At 70.6% G+C, this 23848-nt stretch carries 25 protein-coding genes and 1 other RNA gene; 10 read left to right on the top strand and 16 right to left on the bottom strand.

Going from position 1 to position 23848, the window contains the following annotated elements; all coding sequences use genetic code 11:
* Positions 1-257 precede the first annotated feature (257 nt).
* The gene (locus tag ACFSL2_RS25585; protein ID WP_377200539.1) at positions 258-614 is read right to left on the bottom strand and encodes a DUF3467 domain-containing protein; all 357 of its coding nucleotides are present in this window, start codon (positions 612-614) and stop codon (positions 258-260) included.
* Between the two features lie 214 nt (positions 615-828).
* On the opposite strand from ACFSL2_RS25585, the gene ACFSL2_RS25580 reads away from it, so the two are divergent.
* The gene (locus tag ACFSL2_RS25580) at positions 829-2895 is read left to right on the top strand and encodes a HelD family protein (protein WP_377200538.1); all 2067 of its coding nucleotides are present in this window, start codon (positions 829-831) and stop codon (positions 2893-2895) included.
* Between the two features lie 25 nt (positions 2896-2920).
* Here the strand turns inward: ACFSL2_RS25580 and ACFSL2_RS25575 are convergent, their stop codons facing one another.
* Entirely contained in the window at positions 2921-3583 is a 663-nt protein-coding gene (locus ACFSL2_RS25575) for a histidine phosphatase family protein (RefSeq protein ID WP_377200537.1), read from the bottom strand.
* 145 nt (positions 3584-3728) lie between these two features.
* Between ACFSL2_RS25575 and ACFSL2_RS25570 the strand changes: the two genes are divergently transcribed.
* Both ACFSL2_RS25570 and ACFSL2_RS25565 read left to right on the top strand, forming a co-directional pair.
* Complete coding sequence (locus ACFSL2_RS25570; RefSeq protein WP_377200536.1) at positions 3729-4499, top strand: C40 family peptidase; 771 nt, start codon at positions 3729-3731, stop codon at positions 4497-4499.
* Positions 4500-4781: 282 nt separating this feature from the next.
* Positions 4782-5213, top strand: coding sequence for a roadblock/LC7 domain-containing protein (locus tag ACFSL2_RS25565; RefSeq protein ID WP_377200535.1), 432 nt, complete (start codon positions 4782-4784; stop codon positions 5211-5213).
* Positions 5214-5289: 76 nt separating this feature from the next.
* Here the strand turns inward: ACFSL2_RS25565 and ACFSL2_RS25560 are convergent, their stop codons facing one another.
* The 5 genes from ACFSL2_RS25560 to ACFSL2_RS25540 all read right to left on the bottom strand — a co-directional run bounded on the left by ACFSL2_RS25560 (position 5290) and on the right by ACFSL2_RS25540 (position 8693).
* Complete coding sequence (locus ACFSL2_RS25560) at positions 5290-5865, bottom strand: pyridoxamine 5'-phosphate oxidase family protein (protein ID WP_377200534.1); 576 nt, start codon at positions 5863-5865, stop codon at positions 5290-5292.
* A gap of 102 nt (positions 5866-5967) precedes the next feature.
* Positions 5968-6927 (bottom strand): SDR family oxidoreductase, encoded by a 960-nt coding sequence (locus tag ACFSL2_RS25555; RefSeq protein ID WP_377200533.1) that lies wholly within the window; start codon positions 6925-6927, stop codon positions 5968-5970.
* Between the two features lie 53 nt (positions 6928-6980).
* Positions 6981-7184 (bottom strand): NAD(P)-binding domain-containing protein, encoded by a 204-nt coding sequence (locus ACFSL2_RS25550; RefSeq protein ID WP_377200532.1) that lies wholly within the window; start codon positions 7182-7184, stop codon positions 6981-6983.
* Between the two features lie 90 nt (positions 7185-7274).
* Complete coding sequence (locus ACFSL2_RS25545; protein WP_377200531.1) at positions 7275-7898, bottom strand: NADPH-dependent F420 reductase; 624 nt, start codon at positions 7896-7898, stop codon at positions 7275-7277.
* 60 nt (positions 7899-7958) lie between these two features.
* On the bottom strand, positions 7959-8693 hold the full coding sequence (locus ACFSL2_RS25540) for an SDR family NAD(P)-dependent oxidoreductase (protein WP_377200530.1): 735 nt from the start codon (positions 8691-8693) through the stop codon (positions 7959-7961).
* A 192-nt stretch (positions 8694-8885) separates the two neighbouring features.
* Between ACFSL2_RS25540 and ACFSL2_RS25535 the strand changes: the two genes are divergently transcribed.
* Positions 8886-9797, top strand: a complete 912-nt coding sequence (locus ACFSL2_RS25535) for a LysR family transcriptional regulator (protein ID WP_377200529.1) — start codon at positions 8886-8888, stop codon at positions 9795-9797.
* 71 nt (positions 9798-9868) lie between these two features.
* On the top strand, positions 9869-10432 hold the full coding sequence (locus tag ACFSL2_RS25530; protein WP_377200528.1) for a dihydrofolate reductase family protein: 564 nt from the start codon (positions 9869-9871) through the stop codon (positions 10430-10432).
* A 41-nt stretch (positions 10433-10473) separates the two neighbouring features.
* Here the strand turns inward: ACFSL2_RS25530 and ACFSL2_RS25525 are convergent, their stop codons facing one another.
* The 3 genes from ACFSL2_RS25525 to ACFSL2_RS25515 all read right to left on the bottom strand — a co-directional run bounded on the left by ACFSL2_RS25525 (position 10474) and on the right by ACFSL2_RS25515 (position 13092).
* Positions 10474-11097, bottom strand: a complete 624-nt coding sequence (locus tag ACFSL2_RS25525) for a maleylpyruvate isomerase family mycothiol-dependent enzyme (protein WP_377200527.1) — start codon at positions 11095-11097, stop codon at positions 10474-10476.
* A gap of 86 nt (positions 11098-11183) precedes the next feature.
* Positions 11184-12698 (bottom strand): serine hydrolase domain-containing protein, encoded by a 1515-nt coding sequence (locus tag ACFSL2_RS25520; RefSeq protein WP_377200526.1) that lies wholly within the window; start codon positions 12696-12698, stop codon positions 11184-11186.
* Positions 12699-12792: 94 nt separating this feature from the next.
* The gene (locus ACFSL2_RS25515; protein WP_377200525.1) at positions 12793-13092 is read right to left on the bottom strand and encodes a winged helix-turn-helix transcriptional regulator; all 300 of its coding nucleotides are present in this window, start codon (positions 13090-13092) and stop codon (positions 12793-12795) included.
* Between ACFSL2_RS25515 and ACFSL2_RS25510 the strand changes: the two genes are divergently transcribed.
* From ACFSL2_RS25510 to ACFSL2_RS25500, 3 genes are all read left to right on the top strand, one after another.
* On the top strand, positions 13046-14023 hold the full coding sequence (locus tag ACFSL2_RS25510) for a phosphotransferase (RefSeq protein ID WP_377200524.1): 978 nt from the start codon (positions 13046-13048) through the stop codon (positions 14021-14023). The genes ACFSL2_RS25515 and ACFSL2_RS25510 overlap by 47 nt on opposite strands.
* 494 nt (positions 14024-14517) lie before the next feature.
* Positions 14518-15228: a hypothetical protein gene (locus ACFSL2_RS25505; RefSeq protein WP_377200523.1), complete on the top strand. Its 711-nt coding sequence runs from the start codon at positions 14518-14520 to the stop codon at positions 15226-15228.
* A 191-nt stretch (positions 15229-15419) separates the two neighbouring features.
* Positions 15420-16652, top strand: a complete 1233-nt coding sequence (locus tag ACFSL2_RS25500; protein ID WP_377200522.1) for a cytochrome P450 family protein — start codon at positions 15420-15422, stop codon at positions 16650-16652.
* Between the two features lie 194 nt (positions 16653-16846).
* Here the strand turns inward: ACFSL2_RS25500 and ACFSL2_RS25495 are convergent, their stop codons facing one another.
* On the bottom strand, positions 16847-17017 hold the full coding sequence (locus tag ACFSL2_RS25495; RefSeq protein ID WP_377200521.1) for a hypothetical protein: 171 nt from the start codon (positions 17015-17017) through the stop codon (positions 16847-16849).
* A 294-nt stretch (positions 17018-17311) separates the two neighbouring features.
* On the opposite strand from ACFSL2_RS25495, the gene ACFSL2_RS25490 reads away from it, so the two are divergent.
* Complete coding sequence (locus ACFSL2_RS25490) at positions 17312-19339, top strand: cytochrome P450 (protein WP_377200520.1); 2028 nt, start codon at positions 17312-17314, stop codon at positions 19337-19339.
* 169 nt (positions 19340-19508) lie between these two features.
* Here ACFSL2_RS25490 and rnpB read toward each other — a convergent pair.
* Both rnpB and ACFSL2_RS25480 read right to left on the bottom strand, forming a co-directional pair.
* Positions 19509-19907, bottom strand: an RNA gene (rnpB, locus tag ACFSL2_RS25485) — RNase P RNA component class A.
* 46 nt (positions 19908-19953) lie between these two features.
* On the bottom strand, positions 19954-20337 hold the full coding sequence (locus ACFSL2_RS25480; protein WP_377200519.1) for a tautomerase family protein: 384 nt from the start codon (positions 20335-20337) through the stop codon (positions 19954-19956).
* A gap of 50 nt (positions 20338-20387) precedes the next feature.
* On the opposite strand from ACFSL2_RS25480, the gene ACFSL2_RS25475 reads away from it, so the two are divergent.
* Positions 20388-21215, top strand: a complete 828-nt coding sequence (locus ACFSL2_RS25475) for a YaaA family protein (RefSeq protein ID WP_377200518.1) — start codon at positions 20388-20390, stop codon at positions 21213-21215.
* A gap of 15 nt (positions 21216-21230) precedes the next feature.
* Here ACFSL2_RS25475 and ACFSL2_RS25470 read toward each other — a convergent pair whose 3' ends face one another.
* The 3 genes from ACFSL2_RS25470 to ACFSL2_RS25460 form a co-directional block, all read right to left on the bottom strand.
* On the bottom strand, positions 21231-21983 hold the full coding sequence (locus ACFSL2_RS25470; protein WP_377200517.1) for a histidine phosphatase family protein: 753 nt from the start codon (positions 21981-21983) through the stop codon (positions 21231-21233).
* Positions 21980-22738 (bottom strand): zinc ribbon domain-containing protein, encoded by a 759-nt coding sequence (locus tag ACFSL2_RS25465; protein ID WP_377200516.1) that lies wholly within the window; start codon positions 22736-22738, stop codon positions 21980-21982. Before ACFSL2_RS25465 ends, ACFSL2_RS25470 begins: the two co-directional genes overlap by 4 nt.
* 120 nt (positions 22739-22858) lie before the next feature.
* Positions 22859-23824, bottom strand: a complete 966-nt coding sequence (locus tag ACFSL2_RS25460) for a Nif3-like dinuclear metal center hexameric protein (protein ID WP_377200515.1) — start codon at positions 23822-23824, stop codon at positions 22859-22861.
* Positions 23825-23848 lie beyond the last annotated feature (24 nt).

Genomic DNA, 23848 nt, shown 5'->3' with positions numbered 1-23848 from the left:
CATTGCTCCCCGACACGGCCGCCGGAACGGGTCGCCCGACCCCCGGGCAACTCTGGGAGATTGCAACGCCTTCGTCGCGATCACGGGAAGCCTACATCCGTGAAGATCGCAAGTGGAACAGCCCCTGAGACTTACATTTCGCCCACAGGACTGGTATAAGCCGTAGTTTCTAGGGTCAAACTGGAACATACTCCCTGGTCAGACCGGACAAATAGGCGCCGAGTTGGACAATCGTTCAAGAAAAAGATTCACAAGGTTCAATTCTCTGACGATCGTTTCGGACCATCGGGCCCCTCTGCCGCACCGGGATTGCGTACGGCCGGTGCGCTTTCCTTCTCCCAGGCGTCGAGCTGCATAGTGAGCGCCTTGGCGAGCTCGAACACCTGCTGCGGAGGAATGCGCACGCGGGACACCACCCGGCCCGGCACGGTGATCGAGGTGACTTCTCCCGACTCCGGGTCCGAGACCGGGCTCGGCGGCTGCTTCACGGCGATGAAGTCCAGGATGAACGACGTCGGTGTGTGCCACACGGAGGCGAAGTCGGCCGGTACGCCCGTCTCCATCTCGTCGGGTACGTCGATCTGGAACTCCTGGGGCAGCTCGTCGGACGACACTGGGGCTCCTCGATTGGCCGGGCGGTTCCCCGACCGTACCGTGGGGCCGGTTGCCGCGACAGTGGAAACGGACTCCAAGGACATATACGCCGCGGCAGCGCACACCCCCCGCGAAAAAGAGCCGCCCCGTCGGCCCCTGCGGCACTAAACTCACGCGTTCGTTCGCTCGAACGTCCCACCACCCAGTCCCCCGTAGACCCTGGAGGGTCCCCTCATGCCTGCCGACGTGTCCGAGCTCGCCCAGGAACGGGAGTTTCTCGCCGAGGCCAGGCGTCAGCTCGGCCGGATGCGGGACCGCGTGGCCGCGCTCGACGGCCGCTACGCCGGCGACCGGGTCAGCGCGGAGGTCCTGGAGGCCGCGCTCGCCCGACGGATGGAACAGCTCACCGACGACCCCGAGATCCCGCTCTTCTTCGGCCGGATCACCGTCGGCGAGGACGCGGAGACCTTCCACATCGGACGACGCCACGTCTCCGACCCGGACGGCGAGCCGATGGTGGTGGACTGGCGCGCGCCGGTGAGCACCCCGTTCTACCGGGCCACGCCGAAGGAGCCGATGGGCATCACGGACCGGCGTCGGTACGGCTTCGCCCGGGGGCACCTCACCGGGTTCGAGGACGAGCCCCTGACCCGCGCCGACCGGACCGCCGACGGTCCCGCCGACCTCGACGGCACCCCGCACTCGGAGATCCTCGAGGCCGAGATCGAGCGCCCGCGCACCGGCCCGATGCGCGACATCGTCGCGACCATCCAGCCGGAGCAGGACGTCATCGTCCGCATGCCGCTGGAGCGCACGCTCGTGGTGCAGGGCGCCCCCGGCACGGGCAAGACGGCGGTCGGGCTGCACCGCGCGGCCTACCTCTTGTACGCGCACCGTGAGCAGCTCACCCGTCGCGGCGTGCTCGTGGTCGGGCCGAACAAGAGCTTTCTGCGGTACATCCGCGACGTCCTGCCCGCTCTGGGCGAGATCCACGCGACGCAGGCGACCATCGAGGAGCTGGTCGGCAACCACGCCCCGGTGCGCGCCACCGAGCCCGCCGGCCTCGGGACGCTGAAGGGCGACGGCCGGATGGCGGCGGTGCTGCGGCGTGCCGTGTGGTCGCACGTCGCCACGCCGGAGGACACGCTGGTGCTGCCGCGCGGATCGTTCCGCTGGCGGGTCCCCGCGTACGAGGCCCGCGAGGCCATCGAGCAGATCCGGGCACGGGACGTGCGGTACGCGCTGGGCGCCGCCCAGCTGCGGCACGCACTCGCGCACCGGGTGCTCGTCCAGATCGAGGAGACCGGCGACGCGCTCGACGACCGGGCGTGGGACGTCCTGGCGCGGACCAAGCCCGTCCGGGACTACGCGGCGGCGGTGTGGCCGGCGGTCGAACCGCGCAGGCTGCTCTTCCGGCTGCTCTCGGACCCCACGTTCCTCGCCGAGTGCGCCGACGGCATCCTGTCCGAGGCCGAACAGCGCCTCCTGACCTGGGAGCGTCCGCCCCGCGCGGCCGGATCGGCCCGGTGGACGACGGCGGACCTCGTGCTGCTCGACGAGCTGGCCGACCTGCTCGACCGCACGGAGTCGCTGGCGCACATCGTCGTCGACGAGGCGCAGGATCTCTCGGCGATGATGCTGCGCGCCCTCGGGCGCCGCGCCGCGACGGGTTCGCTCACCGTGCTGGGCGACCTCGCACAGGCCACCACGCCGTGGGCGTCGAGCGACTGGTCGGACGTACTGGCCCACCTCGCCAAGCCCGACGGGCACGTGGAGCAGCTCACCGCGGGGTTCCGCGTGCCGGCCGACGTGATCGACCTCGCCGCCCGCCTGCTGCCCAGCATCGCGCCCGGCCTGGAGCCTCCGACCGCGGTCCGGCGGGCCCGCGGCCGACTGACGATCACCACGGCGCCGCTCGACGACGTGCTCGTCGGAGTCCCGGCCCTGGAGGGGTCCGTCGGCCTGATCGTGCCCGACGCCGCCGTGCCGCACGTCCGCGGCAGCCTCACCGCCGTCGGGCTCACGTTCGCGGTGGTGGGCGAGCGCGACGACGAACGCGACGCCGCGGACGACACGTCGGAGTTCGACGCGCACCTGGACCTGGTGCCCGCCTCGCTGGCCAAGGGCCTCGAGTTCGACCACGTGGTGCTGCACGATCCCGCCGGGATCGTGGCGGCCGAGCCCAACCACGCGACGGGCCTGCGCCGGCTGTACGTCTGCCTCACCCGCGCGGTGACGTCCCTCGTCGTGCGGCACGCGGACGACCTGCCCCCGGAGCTGGGGCGGGTCACGTCCGCCTGAGGGCCGGACAGCTGCTCTCGCCGGGTCAGCCCTCGACCGGCTCCCCGGTCGGGTCGTCCGCAGCGGGTGCGTCCAGCTCGATCCCGCCGACCGGCTCGGAGGTCCAGTCCACGAGCCGCCAGCCCCCGACGGGATCCCCGTCGACCTCCACCAGTCCCGTGTTCGCCAGTGCGGTCCGCTCGACGTGGTCGATATCGACGCCGGCCGCCCGCGACGACACCCACGCGCGGATGGCCGCGCCGTGGGAGACCACGACGACGCTGTCCCAGCCACGCGCGGCGATCGCCTCGACGGCCCTGTCGTAGCGGCCGAGGAACGCCCGGCCGTCCGGTCCGCCGGGCATCGCCCGGTCGACGTCACCGCGTGCCCAGGCGAACGCGGTACCGAGGTAGCGCTGATGCGCCGTGTGGGCGCCGGCCATCTCGAGCTCGCCCGCCTCGATCTCCTGCAGACCGTCCACCGTCAGCGGCTCGAGGCCCCGTGCGCGGGCGAGCGGCGCGGCGGTGCGCGCCGTCCGGACCAGCGGGGACACCGCGATCGCGTCGACCTGGCGGTCGCGCAGCGCGTGCGGGACCGCAGCCGCCTGCCGCTCGCCGAGCGTGGTCAGCCCTGGACCCGGGTGTGCCGTGTCCAGCAGCCCTTCGACGTTCGAGGGGGTCTGTCCGTGGCGGAGGAGCAGAAGTCTCATGGGGAGCATTCTCTCTGACCGGCCGACCCCCGAGGCACACCGGCGCCCCGCACCAGAGGGGTGTCGACAGCCGTGGCCGTTCCGTTACTCTTGGCCACGCCACCAGCCTGATATGTCGCGTTCAATTGGAAAGGTCCGAGCCTTCATGGATCCCCTGTCCATCCCGGTCACGTCGCAACCTCGTCGCGGGCGCCACCGGGCGGCACAACGCCCCGTTCTGACCCGTGTCACCCGAGCAGCCACCGGGCAGGCCGGCGTGGTCACCGGTCGTGGTGCGGTGATCGCCGCGGCGGGAGGCGGCGTCCTGCTGTCCCTGATCGCCCCGCCCGCCCAGGCGGCGCCGGCGACCGAGCTCAGCACGGCGCTGGCCGGCAAGCCCGTCCAGGGCACGCTCAACGCGACAGACCTCAACACCCTGACCGCCAAGGCCCGCGAGAGCATCGCCGCCGCGAACGTCGTCGCCGTCACGCCCGACGCGGAGCTGCGGGTGGAGAAGGCACCGGTCACGGTCGTCTCGGCCGCCGAGAACGAGGAGTACCAGAGGGAGCGCGCCGCCGAGGCCGAGGCGGAGGCAGCCGCGCAGCGCGGCTCGGCGGTGGTGTCCATCGCGATGCGCTACCTCGGCGTCCCGTACGTGTGGGGCGGGACCACCCCGGCCGGATTCGACTGTTCCGGCTTCACGTCCTACGTCTACGCCCAGGTCGGTATCGACCTTCCGCGCACCTCGTCCGCGCAGCGATACGCCGGCACCGCCGTGTCCTGGGCCGAGGCCCAGCCGGGCGACATGATCTGGACTCCCGGGCACATCGCGATCTATGCGGGCGACGGCATGCAGATCGAGGCCCCGGTGCCCGGCAAGAGCGTCCGGTACACGAGCATCTGGCAGTCCAGCCCGACGTTCATCCGCGTCGGCTGACGTACCCCTGCCGACGGTGGTCCCCCGCCGAGCCCGACGGCGTCAGTGCCCGGTTCGGGATGAAAGTGCGAGTCTGCGTCGTTTCCCATCACCGTTGCGGGGGCTATCGTGTCCGCAGCGACGGATCCCATGCCGAAGCTGCGATACCCGACCCGTTGACCGGACGCATCAGCATGCTGCGCCGCGTCGCTCCCGCACGCATGCTCTACGCCCAGATCCGCAAGTTCAACCGGTTGCCTGACTGAGCCCGCCCGCGGGGAGCAGGTACCAGAGGAGCAAAGAGTGACCCTCAGTACCGAAGCGACGAATTTCGGGTGGCTGCTCGACAACTTCGTGCGCACCGTCCCGGGCAGCCGGCACACGCTCGTGGTTTCAGCGGACGGCCTGCTCATGGCGATGTCCGACCAGCTCGACCGCACCAGCGGCGACCAGCTCGCCGCGATCGTCTCGGGCATGTCCAGCCTCACGCGCGGAGCTGCACGTCAGCTCAACGGCGGCAACGTCCGCCAGACCATCATCGAGATGGACAAGGGATTCCTGTTCCTGATGAGCGTCTCGAACGGGTCCGTCCTCGGCGTGGTCGCGGAGGCCGCGTGCGACATCGGCCTCGTCGGCTATGAGATGGCGCTCCTGGTGTCCCGCACCGAGGGCACCCTCACGCCGCAGCTGATCTCCGAGATGCGCGGCAGCCTGCCGGTCGACCGGCAGGTCTAGGGTGCACCGTCGGCGCCGCGGGCAGCTGCCCGCGGCGCCGCACCGGACGGCGACGGTTCGGTACCGGGCCCAGGGCCTACGGGACCGGGTCCAGGTCCTCGAGCGGGTCGACGTCGTAGGCCGGCAGGCCGTCGATGCTCGTCCGGTTCTTGGTCCGTCGGAACTGCCGCTGCCCGGTCTCGCCCTTGCGCTCGAAGTACGGTCCGATGATGTCCCGCTCGCCGTCGTACGACATGAGGGGCACACCCCAGCCGCAGCTGTCGGAGACCCGGTCGACGTCGACCACGATGACGGCGCGAGCGCCGGGCAGGTCGATGAACCGGCCGGCCAGCGCGGCGTACTCGTCGTCGTACCGCGTCACCACGCGGCCGGTGCCGTGGAGCCGCACGATGTTCGGCGGGCCGTCGAACGCGCAGAACATCAGCGTGATCCGCCCGTTCTCCCGCAGGTGCGCCACCGTCTCGCTACCGCTCCCGGTGCCGTCCAGCCACGCGAACGTGTGCTCGTCGAGCACGGCGAAGGTGCCGGGGACGCCGCGCGGCGAGAGGTTCACGTGCCCGTCCGCCGCGAGCGGCGCCGTCGCCACGAAGAACATCTGCTGCCGCTCGACGAACTGGCGTAGCCGACCATCGATGCGCTCATACAGCTTCATGGGCGCATGCTGCCACGAATCACGCGGCCGGCGACGGCGCCACCCGCACCTGGACGCGCCGGACGGGGGTCGCACTGCCGGTCGCTGACCTCAGATGTGCCCTCAGATGGCGGGGACGTCGGGTGAGGGGAAGTAATGGCCGTTGTCCAGGTCGGCGAGCAACCCGGGCCGAGCAGGTTCCCAGCCGAGGGTGCGCCGGGTGATGAGGTTGGACGCCGGGTAGCTCCGCGTGACCACGTTCGTGAGGAATCCGAAGTACCCCGGGAGCACCAGCTCGTCCAGGGGAATGCTCACGGCGGGCAGGCCCAGCCTGCTGCCGATGGCCTCGGCGATCTCGCGGACCGGGATGCCTTCGTCCCCCACCGCGTGCCAGTACGCGCCAGCCGGGCCCTGCTCCAGGGCCAGGCGGAACACGGTGGCGGCATCGCGCACGTGCACGGCGTTCCACCGGTTCGTGCCGTCCCCGGGGTAGCCGGCGAAGCCCCTCTCCTTCGCGAGCGCGATCAGCGTGGGGAGGAAGCCGGCCCGATCGGTCGTGCTGTGCGCGATGTTGGCGATCCGGACGACCGAGGACCGCACTCCCCGCTCCGCGAGGCCGATGACCGCGGTCTCCACGACGTTACGAGCCCGCAGGGTGCCCCGGTGCTCGTCGCCGACCGGGAGGGCCGGGTCCTCCTCGGTGGCGAGCCGGTCCAGGGTGCGCCCGTTCCCGGGCGAGCCGATGCTCCCTGCCGCGACCAGCGGCTTTCCGGTTCCCGCGAGCGCCTCGCCGTACGCGAGCATGATCGGGACCTCCGCGGCGGCCACGGCGTCGATCCCGCCGGACGGAAGCAGGTCCTGCCGGTGCGCGACGTGGATGACGCCGTCGGATTCCGCGGCGGCCTCCTTGAGCCCGTCGAGATCCTGGAGTTCGCCGCGGCGTACCTTCGCGCCCAGTGCGGACAGCGCCGCCGCGGCCGCGTCCGACCGGGCCAGGCCGGTGACCTCGTGGCCGGCGGCGACGAGCTCGGGGACGATGTGCGAACCGGTATGGCCGGTCCCGCCAGTGACGAAGACGTGCACGTTGCTGCTCCTTGTGGGTGGTGCGGCGAAATGAACAGTGATGTGGAGTGCGCTCAGCCGGGGAGGTCGACGCTGAGAGCGATGTCGTAGCTCCCCGCGCCGTGGCGGGCCAGGCCCATCAGGAGCGGTCCGCCCCCTTCCAGCCAGCGGGACATCTCCAGGCCGCCGACGTCGAGGGGGCGCAGCCCGAGGCTCTCGATGAACGCCGACACGTTCGCCTTGGCGTCCGCGTCGTCTCCGGCGAAGAACACGTCCAACGGACGCTCCTGGACCAGGACGTGGCCGAAGACGGCGTTGAAGGTGTTGGAGATGTCGATGGTGACCTTGCCGGCTCTGCCCGAGCGGACTCAGGCGGTCACTTCGTTGGCGCCGAGGGCAAAGTTCCCGTGGCCGACCCCGTGGCCCGCGAGGCCCACCGTGACGACGCCCATCCCTTCCAGCCAGTGCGCCATCTTCAAGCCGCCGACATCCAGCGGTCGCAGTCCGAGGCTCTCGATGAATGCCGCCACGTCTGCCTTGGCCTGCGAGTCGTCGCCCGCGAAGAAGACGTCGGGCCGGCCCTGCTCCAGGACGCCACGGAAGATGGTGTTGAAGGCCTTGAACACGCTGGCACCGGCCGGGGCGATCTTGGCGACCTCCTGCGCGATCGAGGTCGGCTCGCTGTGGGCCAGACCGTCGAACGCGGCGTTGAACGGGTTGCTGATGTCGACGATGGCCTTGCCCACCAGGGCGTCTCCGTACTCGGTGACGGCCGGGACGACGCCGTCGTGCAGCAGGGCTGTGATGACGATGTCCCCGGTCGGGACGGCGCCCCACTTACCTGCCGTGGTGCCACCGCCCAGAGCCTTGGCCAGGTCATCCGCCTTGGACTGATCGCGTCCCATGACCTCGACGGTGTTGCCGCCCGCCACCGCGCGCGTGCCGATGGTTCGGGCCATGTTCCCCGTACCGATGAGGGTGATGCTGCTCATGACGTGTGCTCGCTTCCGTTCTCGGGTGTCGATCTGTCTCGTTCATGCCGGGTGCACGCCTCAGAGGGCGGTGGTGCCGCCGTCGGCGACCAGTTCCAGGCCGTTGACATAGCTGGAGTCGTCGGAGGCGAGGAACAGGGCGATGGTGGCGATCTCTTCGGGGCGGCCCATCTGTCCGCGAGGGATGAGGGACTCGAAGGCAGCCCTGGTCGCCTCGTCGAACAGCTCTTCCTGCTTGGCCGTGCCGACCTGCCCCGGCGTCAGGACGTTGACCCGGATCTTGCGGTCGCGCAGCTCGTTGAGCCAGACGCGGGCCCAGGCCTGCTGGACCGCCTTGCTTCCGGCGTAGAGGCTCCACCCGGGGAAGGCGCCGAGCGAGGCGTTGGATCCGGTCATGAGGATCGAGCCGTTGTCGTTGATCAGCGGCAGAGCCTTCTGCACGGTGAACAGGGTGCCGCGCGCGTTGAGCGAGAAGGCGCGGTCGAACTGCTCCTCGGTGATCTCGCCGAGAACGGCAGGTTCACCCATCCCGGCACTGGCCCACAGCACGTCGATGGAGCCCTTCTCCCGCTTGACCGTGTCGTACAGGCGCTCCAGGTCGTCCAGGTCGGCCGCGTCACCCTGGACGGCGGTGACGTTGCGGCCGATCAGCTTGACGGCCTCGTCCAGCGCCTCCTGCCGCCGGGCCTGGATGAAGACATACGCACCTTCCTCGACGAACAGCTTGGCCCCGGCCAGTGCCAGGCCGGTGGATCCACCGGTGATCACAGCTACCTTGCCATCGAGCTTTCCCACGATCACTCCATTGAATTGATGAATAGTGCAGCGAGGTCCCGACGTCGAATTCGGCGGGCCCGATTCTGAGAATGAATACTCGCAACCGGATCTGCTCGGGTTCCATGAACGATGCCATCGGCTTGAGCGGGTGTCCAAGACCCTTTTCAGCCGTGGTGATACCTTGGGGGCATTGCCGGACCGGGAGGCCCCATGGATCTGGACCTGCGCAAGCTGCGCTACTTCGTCGCCGTCGCGGACCGGCTGCACTTCGGCCGCGCCGCCGACGATCTGCACATTGCGCAGCCGGTACTCAGCCGGCAGATCCGCGCACTGGAACAGGAGCTCGGCGCCTCGCTGTTCACCCGGGACAGCCACGGCGTAGCGCTGACCGACGCAGGCCGACAGCTGCTGGACGACGCCGGTCCGCTGCTCGCCTCCGCGCACGCGGCCCGGCATCGGGTATCCGTGGCCGCCCGGGGCAGCCGGCGGCTGGTGGTCGGCTTCCGGGCCGGCATCCCGGTGATCCCGGCGACGCGGGCCTTCGAGGCCCGGCATCCGGACGTGGTCGTGGACGTGCAGCGCATGGAATGGGACGACCAGGCCCCGATGCTGCTCGACGGCCGCGTCGACGTCGGCTATGTGCGGCTGCCCATCGACGAGACCGGCCTACGGCTGACTCCGCTCTACACCGAGCCGCTCATGGTGGCGCTACCCGCCGACCACCGGTTGGCGGGCAAGGAGGAGGTCGCCGAGGCCGACCTGGCCGGTGAGCCGTTGGTCTGGCACGCCGACCCGAGCACGCAGCCCACCCGGCGCCCGCACCCCGACTCCGGGCTGCGGGTGCGCGGGGTCGAGGAAAAACTCGAGCACGTCGCGGCCGGCCGCGGCATCTCGTTCGTAGGCCGTTCGGAGACCGTGTTCTACTCACGGCCCGATATCCGCTACGTACCCATCCCCGACCTCGCTCCAGACCAGGTATTCGTCGCGATGGCGGCGTCGCGCACCTCGCCGATGGCCGACGCATTCTTCACCGCAGCTCAGGAGACGGCTGAGATCACGGCAGAATGCGGGAACTATGAAATGTGGCAGCTCGCGAGCGATGCCTTTTCACAGCGCGGCTGACTTAAAGCGCGGCTGCTGGTTTAAAGCGCGGCTACGCAGTTCGACCGACCTCTCCGGAAAGGCTTGGAGCCATGCGGAAACTGCTCTACGGCATGAACGTGTCCCTGGACGGCTACATCGCCGCGCCCGGCGACGATCTCGGCTGGAGCGTGCCGAGCGACGAACTGTTCCAGTGGTGGCTCGACGAGGAGAAGGCGGTCGAGCTGTTCCTGTACGGGCGCAGGCTGTGGGAGACCATGAGCTCCTACTGGCCGACCGGCGACCAGCAGCCGGACGCCACCCCGGCACAGATCGAGTTCGCGCGGAACTGGCGGGACACGCCGAAAATGGTGTTCTCGTCGACGATCGACAAGGTCGACTGGAACGCCCGCCTGGTCGCCGGCGACGCGGTCGCGGAGATCACCCGACTCAAGGCCGAGGACGGTGGACCGATGAGGGTCGGTGGCGCGAAACTCGCGGGGGCGGCGATGCGGGCCGGGCTGATCGACGAGTACGCGGTCGTCACCCATCCCGTCCTGGTGGGTGATGGCACGCCGTTCTTCGCCGCGCCGGACAGCTGGGTGAACCTGAGCCTGGTGGAGACGCGGACGTTTCCCGGCGGGGTCGTGCTGAACAGGTACGAGACGAGGCGCTGAGCGCGGTCAGCGGCTGCGCGGTGGGAGCCGCTGGGCCGTGCTCAGACCCCAAGTCTCCTGCTCAGCACAGGCACGCCGGTGCCCTCGAGGTCAGCGAGCGCCTCGCGGCGTCCCGCCATCGCCATGACCAGGGAGAGCAGCGGACCGGTGGCTGCAGGCCCGTCGCCCGTCCGGAACTCGGCGTCGGTGGCGGTCAGCTGGAGCCCTTTGACGAGCGACCTGCTGTTCACAGCGAAGTCCTTGACCGCGAAGAACTGCGCAACCAGGAGCAGGCCTTCAGCGTCCGGCGTGTGCTTGAGGCCCAGTGGCCGCCGAATATCCTCCGCATGCACGATCAGCTCCCCCAGCCCGGCCACGCTCTCCTTCCGAGGAAGCGCGATGGGCCCGGCGGCGGCGTAGCGCTCCAGCGTCTGCGCGGGCGAGTCCCCACGGAACTCCTCCAGCCGCCGCTGGTTGTGTACATCGGCATCGAAGCGGGCACCCGCCATGCTGCGCAGCCAGCCCCAGAACGTCAGCCTCGAAGCGGCGCCCAGGTGCGCGACGACGTCCTCGACGGTCCAGTCGCCGCACAGCGTCGGCGAGTGCCACTGCTCGGGCGTCAGCATGCGCAGGTCTGTGACGAGCGCCGCGTGCTCCCGCTCCTGGATTGCGGACGGATGTGTCATAGCGGTGAGCCTATAAGGGGGCCTGCACCCCCAGCCGGTCCTGCCCGTGTGCGCACGCGGTGGGCCCCCGTCCCACCGTTGACCGGTCAGTGCCTGAGCGCGCGCCTCATCATGAGCAGGTGGGTCACACGGAGCACCACGACAGCGATACCGGTGACCGCGTACAACCCGAGCCAGGTGATGGCCACGGGGCTCACGAGGAACAGGAGCTCGTACGGCGCAGCTCGCCCCGTCGCCCATAGCTGCAGCGCCGGCACACCGGCGAATACTGCGGCCGGCAGCAGCCACGGCAGGAGCCGGAGCACCGTGACGGCCACCCAGCGGCCGGTCCGACGGCGCGCCCAGCCTCGCGCACGGACGAGTGCTGCGATACCGAGCCCCACGGTCACCACGGCGACACCCGTGAGGATCCAGTCCGTCCGGCCCTGGTCGGCGCCGGAGGTCAGGGCAGGGACCGCGTCGTCGACGTCGCGCAGCAGGTTCTGCGCGACGACACCGGCGTCGGGCGAGGTGAGTCCTGCACCGCTGTTGATCAGCACGACGACGGCGTAGCCGGAGTCCTCGAAGATGCCCTGGTAGGCGCTGAAGCCCGCGCCCGACCCGGAGTGCGAGATCCGCACCGGCGGGCCCTCCGCGGACTGCGCCTTGTACCACCCGAAGCCGTAGTCGTCCGAGCCCTCGCTCGGCGTGTGCATCGCGGCGACCGACTCGCGCGTCACGACACCGGTGCCATCCTCAGCGGTGCCGCCGGACTGCTGCATCGCGATCCAGCGCGCCATGTCCGCCGCGGTGCTGACGACACCGCCGGACCCCTCGACGAAGTAGTCGGGGCCGGTCACGCCGAACGGCCGGTCCCATGCCAGCAGGTGCCCCCGGGCCATCCCCGGAACTCGGGTGGCGGCGTTCGCGACCGACCGGGTGTCGGCCATGCCGAGCGGGTCGAAGACCTCCTGTTCCAGGTGCTCGCTGAACGGCCGTCCGCTCGTCACCTCCACGAGCCGCGCCGCCACGTGGTAGTTCGGGTTGTGGTACGCCGCAGCGGCACCCGGATCGCTCGCGAGCGCTGCGGACTCCAGGCGCCCCACGGCGTCCGCGAGCGTCCGGGTCGCCTCCTCGTAGAGGGGCGGGGCGGTGGCGTCGGCCATTCCCGAAGTGTGGTGCAGGAGTTGCCGCAGGGTGATCGTCGCGGCCCGTGGATCGTCGACCCGGAGCTCCGGGAGCTGGTCGACCACCCGACCGTCCAGGTCCAGCTCGCGGGACTCCACGAGCTGCAGCACCGCCAGAGCGGTGAACGACTTGGACAGCGATTCGATCCGCATCGGCGTCGCCGTCGTCATGGCTCCGCCGTTCCCGTCCGACCCTGCTGCGGCCAGCGCGAGCAGCTCGCCGTCGCGCAGCACCGCCGCCTGGATCCCGGGCGTCCCGTGCCCCGCGACGAACCGGTCCAGCGAAGCCTGAACCGTTGCCTGCACTGGTCCGGTCGGGGGCGTCGAGGTCCGGGCCGGTGAAGCGACCGCCGTCGAACCGGCACCCACCACCAGCACAGCAGCCAGCACGAACACCGGTGCCAGCCTCGACAAGGCCGAAGAAGAAGGGAACATGGTGGACACGCTGCCAGGTACGTCGGCGCGGCACGATGGGGGATGGACCTGAACGGTCCCCGAGACCACCCTGAACCAGGGCTCGGCACTGAACTCATCGAGCGGGACACCGTCGAGGAATGGCCTCTATCCGCTCCGTGTTCGCATCGCCCCACACACCGAGCGGGCCGAGCGCCGCGTTGAGAGACGCCCCGAACTCAGTCAGTGAGTACTCCACCTTCGGCGGTACCTGGTGGTAGACGCGGCGTCGAGCCCGCAGGCAAATGTCCGGTTGGCCAGTGCTCGCCGCTCTCAAGGAGGACGAGGCCGGCCACAGGTGCCGCGTTCGGCCGTAAGGTGTTGAGCATGTGCTGCGCTCCCGCCGTTGCGGCCACGAGCCGATGATCCAGGGCACCCATCCCGAAGAGCTGCCGGCCGAGGTCCTGGACGACGTGGCCAGTGTGGTCGGGGCAGAGGTCACTCTTCTCGGTCGCCTATCCGGAGGCGTCAATGGGGGTGCCACGCGTATCCAGCTGGCCGGAGGGACAGCTGCAGTGCTCAAGGCAGTGCCCCAGGCGCACCTCAACCATCTGGACGAGACGTTACGAGCCCAGAGAGTGGTCGAGCACATGCGTGGCCGTGGCTATCCCACCCCGGCCTGGCTCGGAGTGGGGGCCACAGCCACTCATGTATGGCATCTGATGGACCTGGTTGACGCGGTTCCCGCGCCAGAGTTGACCCCGTCCCTCGTCGAGCAGCTGATGGAGATCATCGAGCTCCAGGCCGGCCAAGCCTCCGAGCCCTACGACCACTGGGCGTACGCCTGGCGGGTCGCCACCGGTCAGGAACCGGCTGGGGCCGGGCCGGATCTCAACGAGACGCCGGAGCAGTCGCGTCTCCGCCGTTCCATGGCCAGGCTCCCGGGGTACTCCTCCGTGGTGTCGGACCTGGTCGAGCGCCTACGGCTCGTGTGTGCCGACGTCCCACGACCACGAGCGGCACCGGACATGGTCCATGCCGATCTTTCGACCCCCAGCAACATCCTGGTCCGTGATGGAACGGTGGTGGCGGTCGTAGATATCGGAAACGCAGGGAGCGGCACGCGGGCGATCGATCTCACCAACCTCGTGTGGTACACCTTCCGGGATCCTCTGCTGGACGGCGTCCGACGGCAGCTGTGGAGCAGGATCTTCGACCTGGTCGGCTGGGAGGGGGCGGCGATGCTCGTCGCGGCACACATCCTGCACATGCTCGAGATCCCCATCCGTCACGGGCGCCACGATGCCGTTCCAGGGGTGGTCGAGCGCGGCCATCGTGCCGTCGACGAACTGAACGCGCTTCGCTAGTCGCTCGGTGTACTTCCTGCGGACTTCGCCACCATCGCAGTGTGAATGCGCTGGCCAGAGCGTTAAAAGCGGACGAGCCGGTCTGTACGCCGGGTTCTCCCGGAGGGTGTATCGGTATGTCTCGCGGTGTCCACCGAGTTGGTTGGGCACCGCGAGAACGTTGGAAACTCGGGGATCCTTCGAGGTAGCAGCGCGGTGGTGAGGTTGGCGGCAGACGGGCTTTGACGGCGTTCATGTGTACCCAATGTGTACCGCTCGCCCGCAGTCAACGCCGCCACCAACCTCGTCGGTAGGCTCTGCATGGTCCTCGCTCAAGGCGCGCTGGCTCCGGATGACCGCGACCGATCGGAAGAGGATGGCGGCCCGTTCAAGCCGGGCCGAGTCCGGGGGTGCCCCGTCATCGCACGGGGCGCCCCAGGCCTTGCGGTGCTGAGGATCCACCCGCGAACGTCACCGGACGATCAAAACGCCCAAGAGGCCACTACGGTGCGCCCATGAGTTACGACATCCTCGCGTTCGATCCGGTAACGGTCGTCGACGCCGACTTCCCTGCATGGTGGGAAGTACAGTCCCAGTGGCCCGAGGACCACTCGTACGACAACCCGGAAGTGACGACGGCGAGTCTCAGGGCGTTCTACGACGAGCTGATCCAGGCCTTCCCGCCGATGAACGGTCCGGGCGCACCGGCGGAAGACGCCTGGCGTAGTGACGCCGCGCTCGAAAGCCGGTTGTCGGACTACAGCATCGGCACCTCGCTGATCTACGGGGCGTTCGCCTGGAGCCAGGCAGGGACAGCGCGAGCCACCTTCACAGCGCTGGCCGCCAAGCACGGAGTAGCTGCCGCCCTGGTCAGCGACGACGGATCGATCCTGCGGCCGACGGAAACCCGCCCGCAGATCGTATGTCTGTGCGGCTCTGCTCGGTTCGTCGAGGAGTTCCGCGCGGTGAATCGTGACCTGACGCTCGCCGGCGCGATCGTCGTCGCACCCGCTGAGCTCGAGCATGCCGGTGGCCAGAACACCGACGAGCAGAAGGCCGCCCTCGGCGTGCTGCACCTCGCGAAGATCGACCTCGCCGACCGCATCCTGGTGGTCAACCCGGGCGGATACATCGGGGAGTCCACGCGACGCGAGATCCGCTACGCGCAGCAAACCGGAAAGCCGGTTGAGTACACCGAGGCCCTCGACGGCGTCGTCACCCCCTGACCGAGTTCAGCCGCCGTCCGATGGGCGTGCGTCAGAGCGCGGGCAGCGACAAGAACCGGGCCGCCGTGGGGAAGAACGCCGCGTGTTTCGTGTTCTCTGCTGCCCGTGATAGAAACGCCTGATCGGGCGTCTACGCAGGTCGCCCCAGATTTCGGTGGATAATTTAGATGAATGTCGACGGGTGGAGTGGCATGCCTGACCTGGAACCGCAGCGGAGCGGGGGCCGGGTGTCGCTGGTGGACCTGACCGGTGCAGAGGACATGACTGCGGCACTGCGCAAGCTGCAGGACCAGTGGGGGCCGGTGGCCCCCGTGGATCTGGAGCCAGGCGTACCGGGCTGGCTCGTGCTGGGGCACGCCGAGGTCATGGAGGTGATGCGCACCGAGAGCGTCTTCGCCCGGAACCCACGGCACTGGAGAGAGCAGCTACCACCGCAGTCGAACCTGCACGCCATCCTGTCCCCGACCGGACGGCGGAACCTGTACTTCTCGGACGGCGCGGAGCACCGGCGGCTGCGGCTCCCGGTGGACGAGGCGTTCGCCGACATGGACGAGGTCCGGACGGCAGCGCTCGTGCGCGTCGTCTGCGCCCGGCTCATCGACTCGTTCGCCGCCAAGGGCAGTGCGGACCTGATGGGCGAGTATGCGGCGGCGGTGTCATTCCTGGCGGTGTCGGGCATGTTCGGGTTCGACGAGCGGCAGGGGTTCGACCTGCTGCGCTGCGCGAGCGAGATCTTCGGGCACGGCGGCGATCCCGTGTCAGCCCTGGTCCGGATGGACCAGATCGTGCTGGACCACGTCATCGCGACCCGGGCGGAGCCAGGCCCGAACCTGACCGACAGCTTCATCAAGCACCCAAGTTTCGAGGACGACACGGAGATCGTGCACTCGATGGTGATCGCGATCTGTGCGGCGAACGAGATGCTCGTGACCTGGATCGCGGCCACACTTCGCCGCATGCTCATCGACCCCCGGTACACCGGCCGCGTCACGGGGGTGCGCCGGGGCCTGGACGACGCGATGGACGAGACCCTGTGGAGCGAGCCGCCCGTCGCGAACCTGCCCGCCCGGTACGCCGTGACCGACTGCACCCTCGGCACGGCGCGGATCCGCGCCGGCGACGCGATAGTGATGGGCGTGGCCGCCGCGAACAACGACCCGCGGGTACGCACCGCGGACGACCTCTTCGAGGCGAACAACCGGTCGCACCTGTCCTTCGGCGTCGGGCCGCACGCGTGCCCCGCCAAGCGCCCCGGGCGGCTCGTGGTCAAGATCGCGGTGGAGAGCCTCATGGAGCGGCTCGACCTGAGGCTCACCGACCCGGTGGTGAAGTGGGCGCCATCGCCGTGGTCGCGCTACCCGTCCACGCTGCCGGTGACGTTCACTCCCGAGCGCCAGGCCGCCCGCACGCCTGCCCGCGTCTGACCTGCCCCTGGAGCGTCAGACGGCATCGACGTGCGCCTTGCCGTTCACGCAAGTCTTCGTGCGCCATGCCCGCGCGGGGATCGCCGTCGGGGACCTGCATCTTGAGCATGAACTCGAGGTTCCAGCGTGCCTCGTCGAGGATGTTGGCGACTCGATCTACCGATGCTCGGGACGAGCACCAGCGGCTGGGGGACTCAGGCCGTGCTGGCGAGGGTCTCCGGGTGCACCGGCGTACGGAACGTCCCGGTGCGCACCCAGGACTCGACCTCGTCCACCGCAGCCTCCCCGAGGCGTCGCACCTCTCCGCCGACCGACCCGGCAATGACAGTGTCGTTCGTGACGAACTGACAGGGGATCTTCGACACCGGGGTCGGCGTGGCAGGCGGTTGCCGAGGCTGCCAGGTTGCGCCAACGGCGCACAAGACTACCCGCACCGTCACATGGCTGCCTCGTAGTCACTTCTTTACGCAATGGTCACACGGCGACCCGCAAGGGGCCGAATGTTCTGCCCGGTATGCACGTTATGTTTACGTTGTCCGTCGGCAGACGAGATGGTGTCTTGGCTGAAGAAGGAGCCCCCAGTGCCTGACCACACCGGTAGATCCCGGAAGACGACAGACGCCGTCGCAGCCAGTTCGGACCGCGAGTCCCGCCGCCGCGTGACCAAGCTGATCCGGCACCTGAGCACGCCCGAAGGGCGCGCCGACCCCCACGCCGTCTACGACGAGCTGCGGGCCATGGGCCCGGCGGTACGCATGCCGTGGGGAGCCTGGATGGTCACCTCGCACGACGCGAGCCACGAGGTGCTCAGCGGATCCGGCTGGCGCACCGTGGACGCCGCCTGGCGCACCGCGCGCCAGCCGACGTGGGCGCGGCACCCGGGCCTGAAGTTCCTGCACGACTCCGCGCTCGGCACCAACCCGCCCGGGCACGCCGGGCTGCGCCGCAGCCTTGGCTCGTTCGTCTCGCCGCAGTCGGTCGCTGACCTCACACCGCAGATCGTCCAGACCGTCCACGAGTACCTCGACCGGTTCGATGCGGTGCTGCGCGCCGACGGCGAGGCGGACTTCGGGGCCCTGGTCGGCGACCGGCTGCCCATGGCGGTGCTCTGCATCGTTCTCGGGCTGCCGCGCGAGGACATCCCGCTGCTGTGCGAGATGAGCCGCATGCTCTCGAACGTGCACGACCTCGCGCCGAGCAAGGCGCGGATGGCGCAGGCCGACCGCGCGGGCAAGCTGTGGAACGCGTACTGGGAACAGCTCGTAGCCCAGCCCAGACCCCGCCTCCCGGAGGACTCCCCGCTGGGAGAGTGGCTCGACACAGAGACCGACCCCGCGGTGCGCGCGGTGGCCGGCTCCCAGCTCAACGTCATGATCGAGGCGGGCCTCGAGACGACGACGTCCCTGCTGTCCGACGGCGTGGTGCAGCTCCTGCGCCGGCCCGACCAGGCCACGTGGATGCTCGAGCACCCGGAAGCCGTGCACGGCGCCGTCGAGGAGCTGGTCCGCTTCGTATCGCCCGTACAGCTCATGACCCGGTACGCAGAGCAGGACACGGAGCTGCCGGGCGGTATCCCGGTGACGGCCGGGCAGATCGTGCACACCGTGGTCGCCGCGGCCAACCACGACCCCGACGCCTACGACTCGCCGCACGACCTGAACCTCTCGCGCCCGCCCCGCCGCAACCTCGCCTTCGGCGTGGGCATGCACTACTGCCTGGGCGCGCCGCTGGCCCGTCTGGAAGCGACGACACTGTTCCCCGAGGTGCTGCAGCGGTTCGATCTCGAGTTCGCCGGGCCAGTGGGCTACGACGAGACCCTCGCCTTCCGCGGAACACGTTCGGTGCCGGTACGGCGGCGACCCCGTCCGGCCGCGACCGCGGGTGCTGGTGCGGCGGTGGGTGCTGGTGCGGCGGTGGCCGCTGGTGAGAGCGCGTCCGCCGCCGGACCCGTCGTGGTCGACCGCGAGGACGCCGTGCTGGTGGTGACCCTCACGCGGCCCGACGGCGACAACCGGCTCGACCGAGCGACGCTGACCGCCCTGGGCGACGTGCTCACGACGCTGCCCGACGACGTCGCCGCCGTCGTGCTGCGCGCCGAAGGGCGCCACTTCTGCATAGGCGGCGACCTGGACGAGCTCGGCCAGCTCGCCACCAACGACCCCGACGGCTACCGGAACCTCGTCGAGCTCAGCGACGAGGTGCTGCGCGCCTGGCGCACCTGCCCGGCGGTGACAGTCGCGGCGCTGCACGGCAACGTCGCCGGAACAGGGCTCGGGCTGGCGGTCGCGAGCGACCTGCGCGTGGCCGCCGAGGACGCACGGTTCCGCGCGCCCGAGACGGTCGTCAGCATCCCGGTGGGTCCGAGCGAGGTGCTGGACCGCCTGGTCGCCGAGATCGGTTCCGGCTGGACCCGCGCGATGCTGCTGCTCGGCGATGCCATCAACGCCCAGGAGGCGCTGGAGGGCGGGCTCGTGCAATCCGTCGTCCCGACCGAGAACGTGTGGGCCGAGGCCAAGCGCCTGGCCCGGCGCATCGCCCGGCGCGACCGGGAAGCCATCCGCGTCACCAAGCAGACGATGGCCCGGCTTCCGCACGACGGTCCCGATCCGACGGAGGGCACCGACGTGTGGGAGGCACCACTAGCCCAGGCCCTGCGACGCCGGATCACCCTTGGCGACGCGAGGTAGCGACTCCTCGTCGACGAAAGGCCGGCGGGGCCAGCGACAATGCTGGCCCCGGGAAGCGCGCCCGATAGTCCAGGGACCGATAGGCCGCGTGACATGACCTCGCCACGGCGATCAGCCCAACCAGGCAACTGGTTACCAGTTGGCCGCATGCAGGCGCGGACGACGAAAGCGGACGAGTCGGTCTGTACGCCGGGTTCTGTTCCCGCGCCGGGTTACCCCCGCGCGGGCGACGGCCATCCATCTAGGCCCTGCGTTGCCGCAGGGCTCGAGCGGTCTACCCGACTGTGCCTCTCCGAAGAGAGTCGGGCGGGCAGCCCTCAAACACAGTCTGTCTGACCTTGCTCCAGGTGGGGTTTACCTAGCCGCTGCCGTCACCGGCAGCGCTGGTGGTCTCTTACACCACCGTTTCACCCTTACCCCCGGTCCGGAGACCGTGGGCGGTCTGTTTTCTGTGGCACTGTCCCGCGGGTCACCCCGGGTGGCTGTTAACCACCACCTTGCCCTGTGGAGCCCGGACGTTCCTCGGTGGGTGCCCGAAGGCACACAACGCGACCGTCCGACCGACTCGTCCGCAGGTAGAAGGGTACCTGTCGCAGGGACTCCGCACCGCGCGGTCACACGTCGACGCGGTAGTTCAGCATCAGCTCGTCGCCGGACATCCCGCGGATCCCCCAATTCTCCTTCGGGCTCTCCAGGATCACGACCTCCAGGTCGTGCACGGCCAGCCCGAGACGGGGCGCGACATCGTCGTACAGGACCGCGATCAGCGCACGCTTGGCCTTGCGGCTGCGGCCGCTGAAGCAGACGATCTCGACCACCAGGTAGTCGCCCGAGCGCGGGGCGATCAGGTCGCCGTCGTCCAGCAGGAGGAAGCGGTGGAACCGCTTGTCCTCCGGGAGCTGCCACGTGCGGACGAGCGCCTCGTGCAGTGCGTCGGAGATCTCGGCACGCCGCTCGCCCCACACGGACCGGTTCCCGTACACCTTGATCTGGGCCATGCTCGCCCACCCTAGTCAGCAGTACCGCCCGGCCACCTTAGGCTGGACGGGTGATGTTGCTCCTCCCGCCCTCCGAGGGCAAGACGCCGGCGCCCGACGGCGCGGCGCCCCTCGACCTGAACGCCCTGGCTCACCCGGAGCTCACCGCACGGCGCGAGCAGGTCCTGGCCGAGCTCGCGCGAGTCAGCGCACGCAGCGACGCGGCCTCGGTGCTGGGTGTGAGCGACGGGCTCGCCGACGAGATCGCGCGCAACACGGCACTGCGCGAAGCGCCGTCGGGCCGGGCGGCCACGGTGTACACGGGCGTCCTGTACGCCGCAGCCGGCCTGGCCACGCTGCCCGACGGCGCCGCACGGCGCGCCCAGGAGAGCGTGCTCACCTTCTCGGGGCTGTGGGGTGTCGTCGCACCCGGTGACCGCATCCCCGCCTACCGGCTCAGCATGGGCGTCAACCTGCCCGACGTCGGGCGCCTCGCCACGTTCTGGAAGCCCGCCCTGTCCGAGGTGCTGGACGCGCGAGCTGCCGGAGACGTCGTCGTCGACTGCCGGTCCGCCACCTACGTCGCCGCCTGGAAGCCCCGGACGACCGGCGACGGGGCGGCCGAATGGGTCGAGGTGCGGGTGCTGCGCGAGACCGGCGGCAAGCGGACGGTGGTGTCGCACAACGCGAAGCACACGCGCGGTGTGCTGGCCGGGCACCTGCTGCGCCGGGAGCAGGAGGCGCGGACCAGCGAGGACGTGCTCAAGGCGGCGCAGGAGCTCGTGGGTTCCGTGGTGCTCACCGAGATCGGTTCGGGCAAGGACCAGACCCTGATCGAGGCGAACCTCCTGGACGGCAGACCCCGTGGACCGCGCACGCTGGAGCTCGTGCTCGCCTGAGCACCGCGGCGGTGCTCAGCCGTCGGTCGGCACGCCCGCGGCGGTCACCTCGGTCGTGCCGTCCTCCCACAGGCGCACCACCGACAGCGAAGCGGGCGGGATCCGCAGCCGCGCCCAGTGCGAGGCGGGTGCGCCCAGCGCCTGCCCGACGGCGGTCCGGATCTGCACCGCATGTCCCACCGCCACCACCGTGCGGTCCACGCCGCCGGCCAGAAGGTCCGTGAGACCGTCCCAGACGCGAGCGCCGAGCTGCGCGTAGGACTCGCCGCCCGGGGGTACGAAGGTGCCCGTCGAGTGCCACTGTGCCAGCTCGCCGGGCCAGTGCTGCTCGATCTCGGACGCCGTGCGCCCCTCCCACTGCCCGTACCGGCACTCGGCGAACCGGTCGTCCGTGGTGACGTGCAGCCCGAGGCGTCGTCCGACGGCGGTCGCCGCCTCCTGGGTGCGCACGGTCGGTGAGGCGACGACCGCCGTCGGACGCGGCAGGTCCGGCCAGAGGCCGCCGCTCCGCATGCCGCCCGTGGAGCCGGCGCCGGTCCGCGGGGCGCGTCCGATGCGGAAGGTCGCGTCCGCGGCCTGTGCCGCCTGGAGCTTGCCGCGTGCGGTCAGGGACGGACCGGGGACGTCCGAGCCGGAGAACGCGCCGGCCTCGGTCAGCGGCGTCACCCCGTGCCGGACGAGCACCACGGTGAGCGGGCGGGCGCCGTCGAACCGGGTGGTCGCGGCCGGCGGACGCCGGTGGGTGTCGAAGCCTGGCGCCTCGCTCATCCCGCGGCAGCGCCGGACTTCGCGCCGGCGACGCGTACGAGGATCCGGCTGCACTCCTCGCAGCGCACCACGGCGTCGGGCGCCGCGTTCTTGATGGTCGCCAGGTCGCCCGGCGGGAGGTCCATCCGGCAGCCCTCGCAGCGGTTGCCGTTGAGCACCGCGGCCCCTGTGCCGCCCAGCTGCGTGCGGATCTTCTCGTACAGCGTGACCAGGGCGGTGTCGAGGCCTTCGGCCGCCTTCGCCCGCTCCCCCACGATCGCCTGGACCTGCGCGTCGATCTCTGCCCAGCCGGCGTCGCGCTCGGCCTCGATCTTCGTCTTCTCCGCGACGAGCTCGTCGTTCGCGCCCTCGACCTTGGCCAGGGTGTCCTCGTGCGCCTCGAGCCGTTCCATGACGTCGAGCTCGACCTCTTCCAGCGCCGCCTGGCGGGTGGCGAGCGAGCCGAGCTCGTCGGTGAGCGCGACGGCGTCCTTGGCGCTGACGCCGCCCGCGTCCAGCCGCTGCTGGTCGCGCTCGGCCCGGTTGCGGACCTGCTCGACGTCGGACTCCGCCTTGGTGAGCTCGCGCTTCAGGTCGGCCACCCGGGTGCGCGACTCGACGAGCGAGGCGCGCAGATCGGAGATCCGGCCGTCGAGCTCGGTCAGCTTCGCGAGCGCGGGCAGGTTCTTGCGCTGGTGGGCGAGCTGCTGAGCACGGGTGTCGAGCGCCTGGACCTCCAGCAGCCTGCGCTGGTCTTCGGGCGGTGCGGTAGCCACGGGAGGCGTCCTCTCGGTCGGGTTCGGGGGGCAGTCCAACGCTACCCCGCGCCCGTCCGCGCCGAATCCACCCCGGCTACGCGTCCCGGCTGCGCATCCCGGGTGGTGCGCTGGGTGCGCTCAGCGGGACGGGACGTGGCCGGTCCAGGGGTCGGTGACCAGGTCGCTGACCCGGGCCTCGACGGCGAGCCCGTCCGCAGCGAGCGCCGCGGCGAGGTCCTCGACGGCGTAGCGCAGCCAGGGCCATTCGCTCGCGTAGTGGGCGGTGTCGACGAGGAACGGGGTACCCGAAGGTCCTCGTGCTCCGGCGGCGCGTGCCTCGAACTCCGCTCGCTCGCGCAGCTCGGAGGCGGGGTGATGGCGCAGGTCGGAGGTGACATAGACGTCGGCGGCCGCCGCGCGCACGGCGTCGAAGTAGCCGTCGCCGGATCCGCCGAGGACGGCGGCGGTGGTCACCGTGGCGTCCGGGTCGCCGGAGAACCGGATGCCCTGCGCTGTCGCGGGCAGCGCAGCCGCGACGCGGCGGGCGAAGTCGGCCAGCGTGGTGGGTTCGGTGAGGCGTCCGACGCGGCCGATGCCGCGGTCGGTGCCGTAGTCGGAGCCCAGGCCGTGGCCGTCCGTCTCGCCGGCGGCGCTCACCTCGAGGGGGCGCCGGTCGGTGATGCCGACGAGGTCGGCGAGGGCGTCCGCCACCCCGCGAGGGGCGGCGTCCGCGTTGGTGTGCGCGACGTGGAGCGCGCACCCGGCGGTCAGGAGCCGGTGCACCACCGAACCCTTGAACGTCGTGGCGGCCACGGAGCTCACGCCGCGCAGGAACAGCGGGTGGTGGGTGACCAGCAGGTCGGCGCCCCAGTCCAGGGCCTGGTCGACGACGGCGGTCACCGGGTCCACCGCGAACAGCACCTTGCGCACGGGTGCGGCCGGGTCGCCCGCCACCAGGCCGACGGCGTCCCAACCCTCCGCCGTCGACGGCGGGTAGAGGCGGTCGAGCGCGCCGACCACCTGCGCCAGCGTGGGGTGCGCGGCGGCATCGTGCGAGGCATCGTGCGGCGAGGTGTCGGGCGCGGGGGTGTCGCTGCTGCTCACGCGTTGCAGCGTAGTACGCGGGGC

The organism is Promicromonospora aerolata (assembly GCF_042682255.1).
In the GTDB taxonomy this organism is placed as follows: Bacteria; Actinomycetota; Actinomycetes; order Actinomycetales; family Cellulomonadaceae; genus Promicromonospora; species Promicromonospora aerolata.
The sequence above is the reverse complement of the archived record's forward strand: the minus strand, read 5'-3'. Positions and strand labels throughout refer to the sequence as shown.

Coding starts and splice junctions, on each gene's coding strand:
- ACFSL2_RS25525 (WP_377200527.1), bottom strand. CDS start 11,097: ATGACACATCCGTCCGCAATCCAGGAGCGGGAGCACGCGGCGCTCGTC.
- ACFSL2_RS25580 (WP_377200538.1), top strand. CDS start 829: ATGCCTGCCGACGTGTCCGAGCTCGCCCAGGAACGGGAGTTTCTCGCC.
- ACFSL2_RS25570 (WP_377200536.1), top strand. CDS start 3,729: ATGGATCCCCTGTCCATCCCGGTCACGTCGCAACCTCGTCGCGGGCGC.
- ACFSL2_RS25535 (WP_377200529.1), top strand. CDS start 8,886: ATGGATCTGGACCTGCGCAAGCTGCGCTACTTCGTCGCCGTCGCGGAC.
- ACFSL2_RS25470 (WP_377200517.1), bottom strand. CDS start 21,983: ATGAGCGAGGCGCCAGGCTTCGACACCCACCGGCGTCCGCCGGCCGCG.
- ACFSL2_RS25505 (WP_377200523.1), top strand. CDS start 14,518: ATGAGTTACGACATCCTCGCGTTCGATCCGGTAACGGTCGTCGACGCC.
- ACFSL2_RS25480 (WP_377200519.1), bottom strand. CDS start 20,337: ATGGCCCAGATCAAGGTGTACGGGAACCGGTCCGTGTGGGGCGAGCGG.
- ACFSL2_RS25530 (WP_377200528.1), top strand. CDS start 9,869: ATGCGGAAACTGCTCTACGGCATGAACGTGTCCCTGGACGGCTACATC.
- ACFSL2_RS25575 (WP_377200537.1), bottom strand. CDS start 3,583: ATGAGACTTCTGCTCCTCCGCCACGGACAGACCCCCTCGAACGTCGAA.
- ACFSL2_RS25560 (WP_377200534.1), bottom strand. CDS start 5,865: ATGAAGCTGTATGAGCGCATCGATGGTCGGCTACGCCAGTTCGTCGAG.
- ACFSL2_RS25545 (WP_377200531.1), bottom strand. CDS start 7,898: ATGAGCAGCATCACCCTCATCGGTACGGGGAACATGGCCCGAACCATC.
- ACFSL2_RS25520 (WP_377200526.1), bottom strand. CDS start 12,698: ATGTTCCCTTCTTCTTCGGCCTTGTCGAGGCTGGCACCGGTGTTCGTG.
- ACFSL2_RS25500 (WP_377200522.1), top strand. CDS start 15,420: ATGCCTGACCTGGAACCGCAGCGGAGCGGGGGCCGGGTGTCGCTGGTG.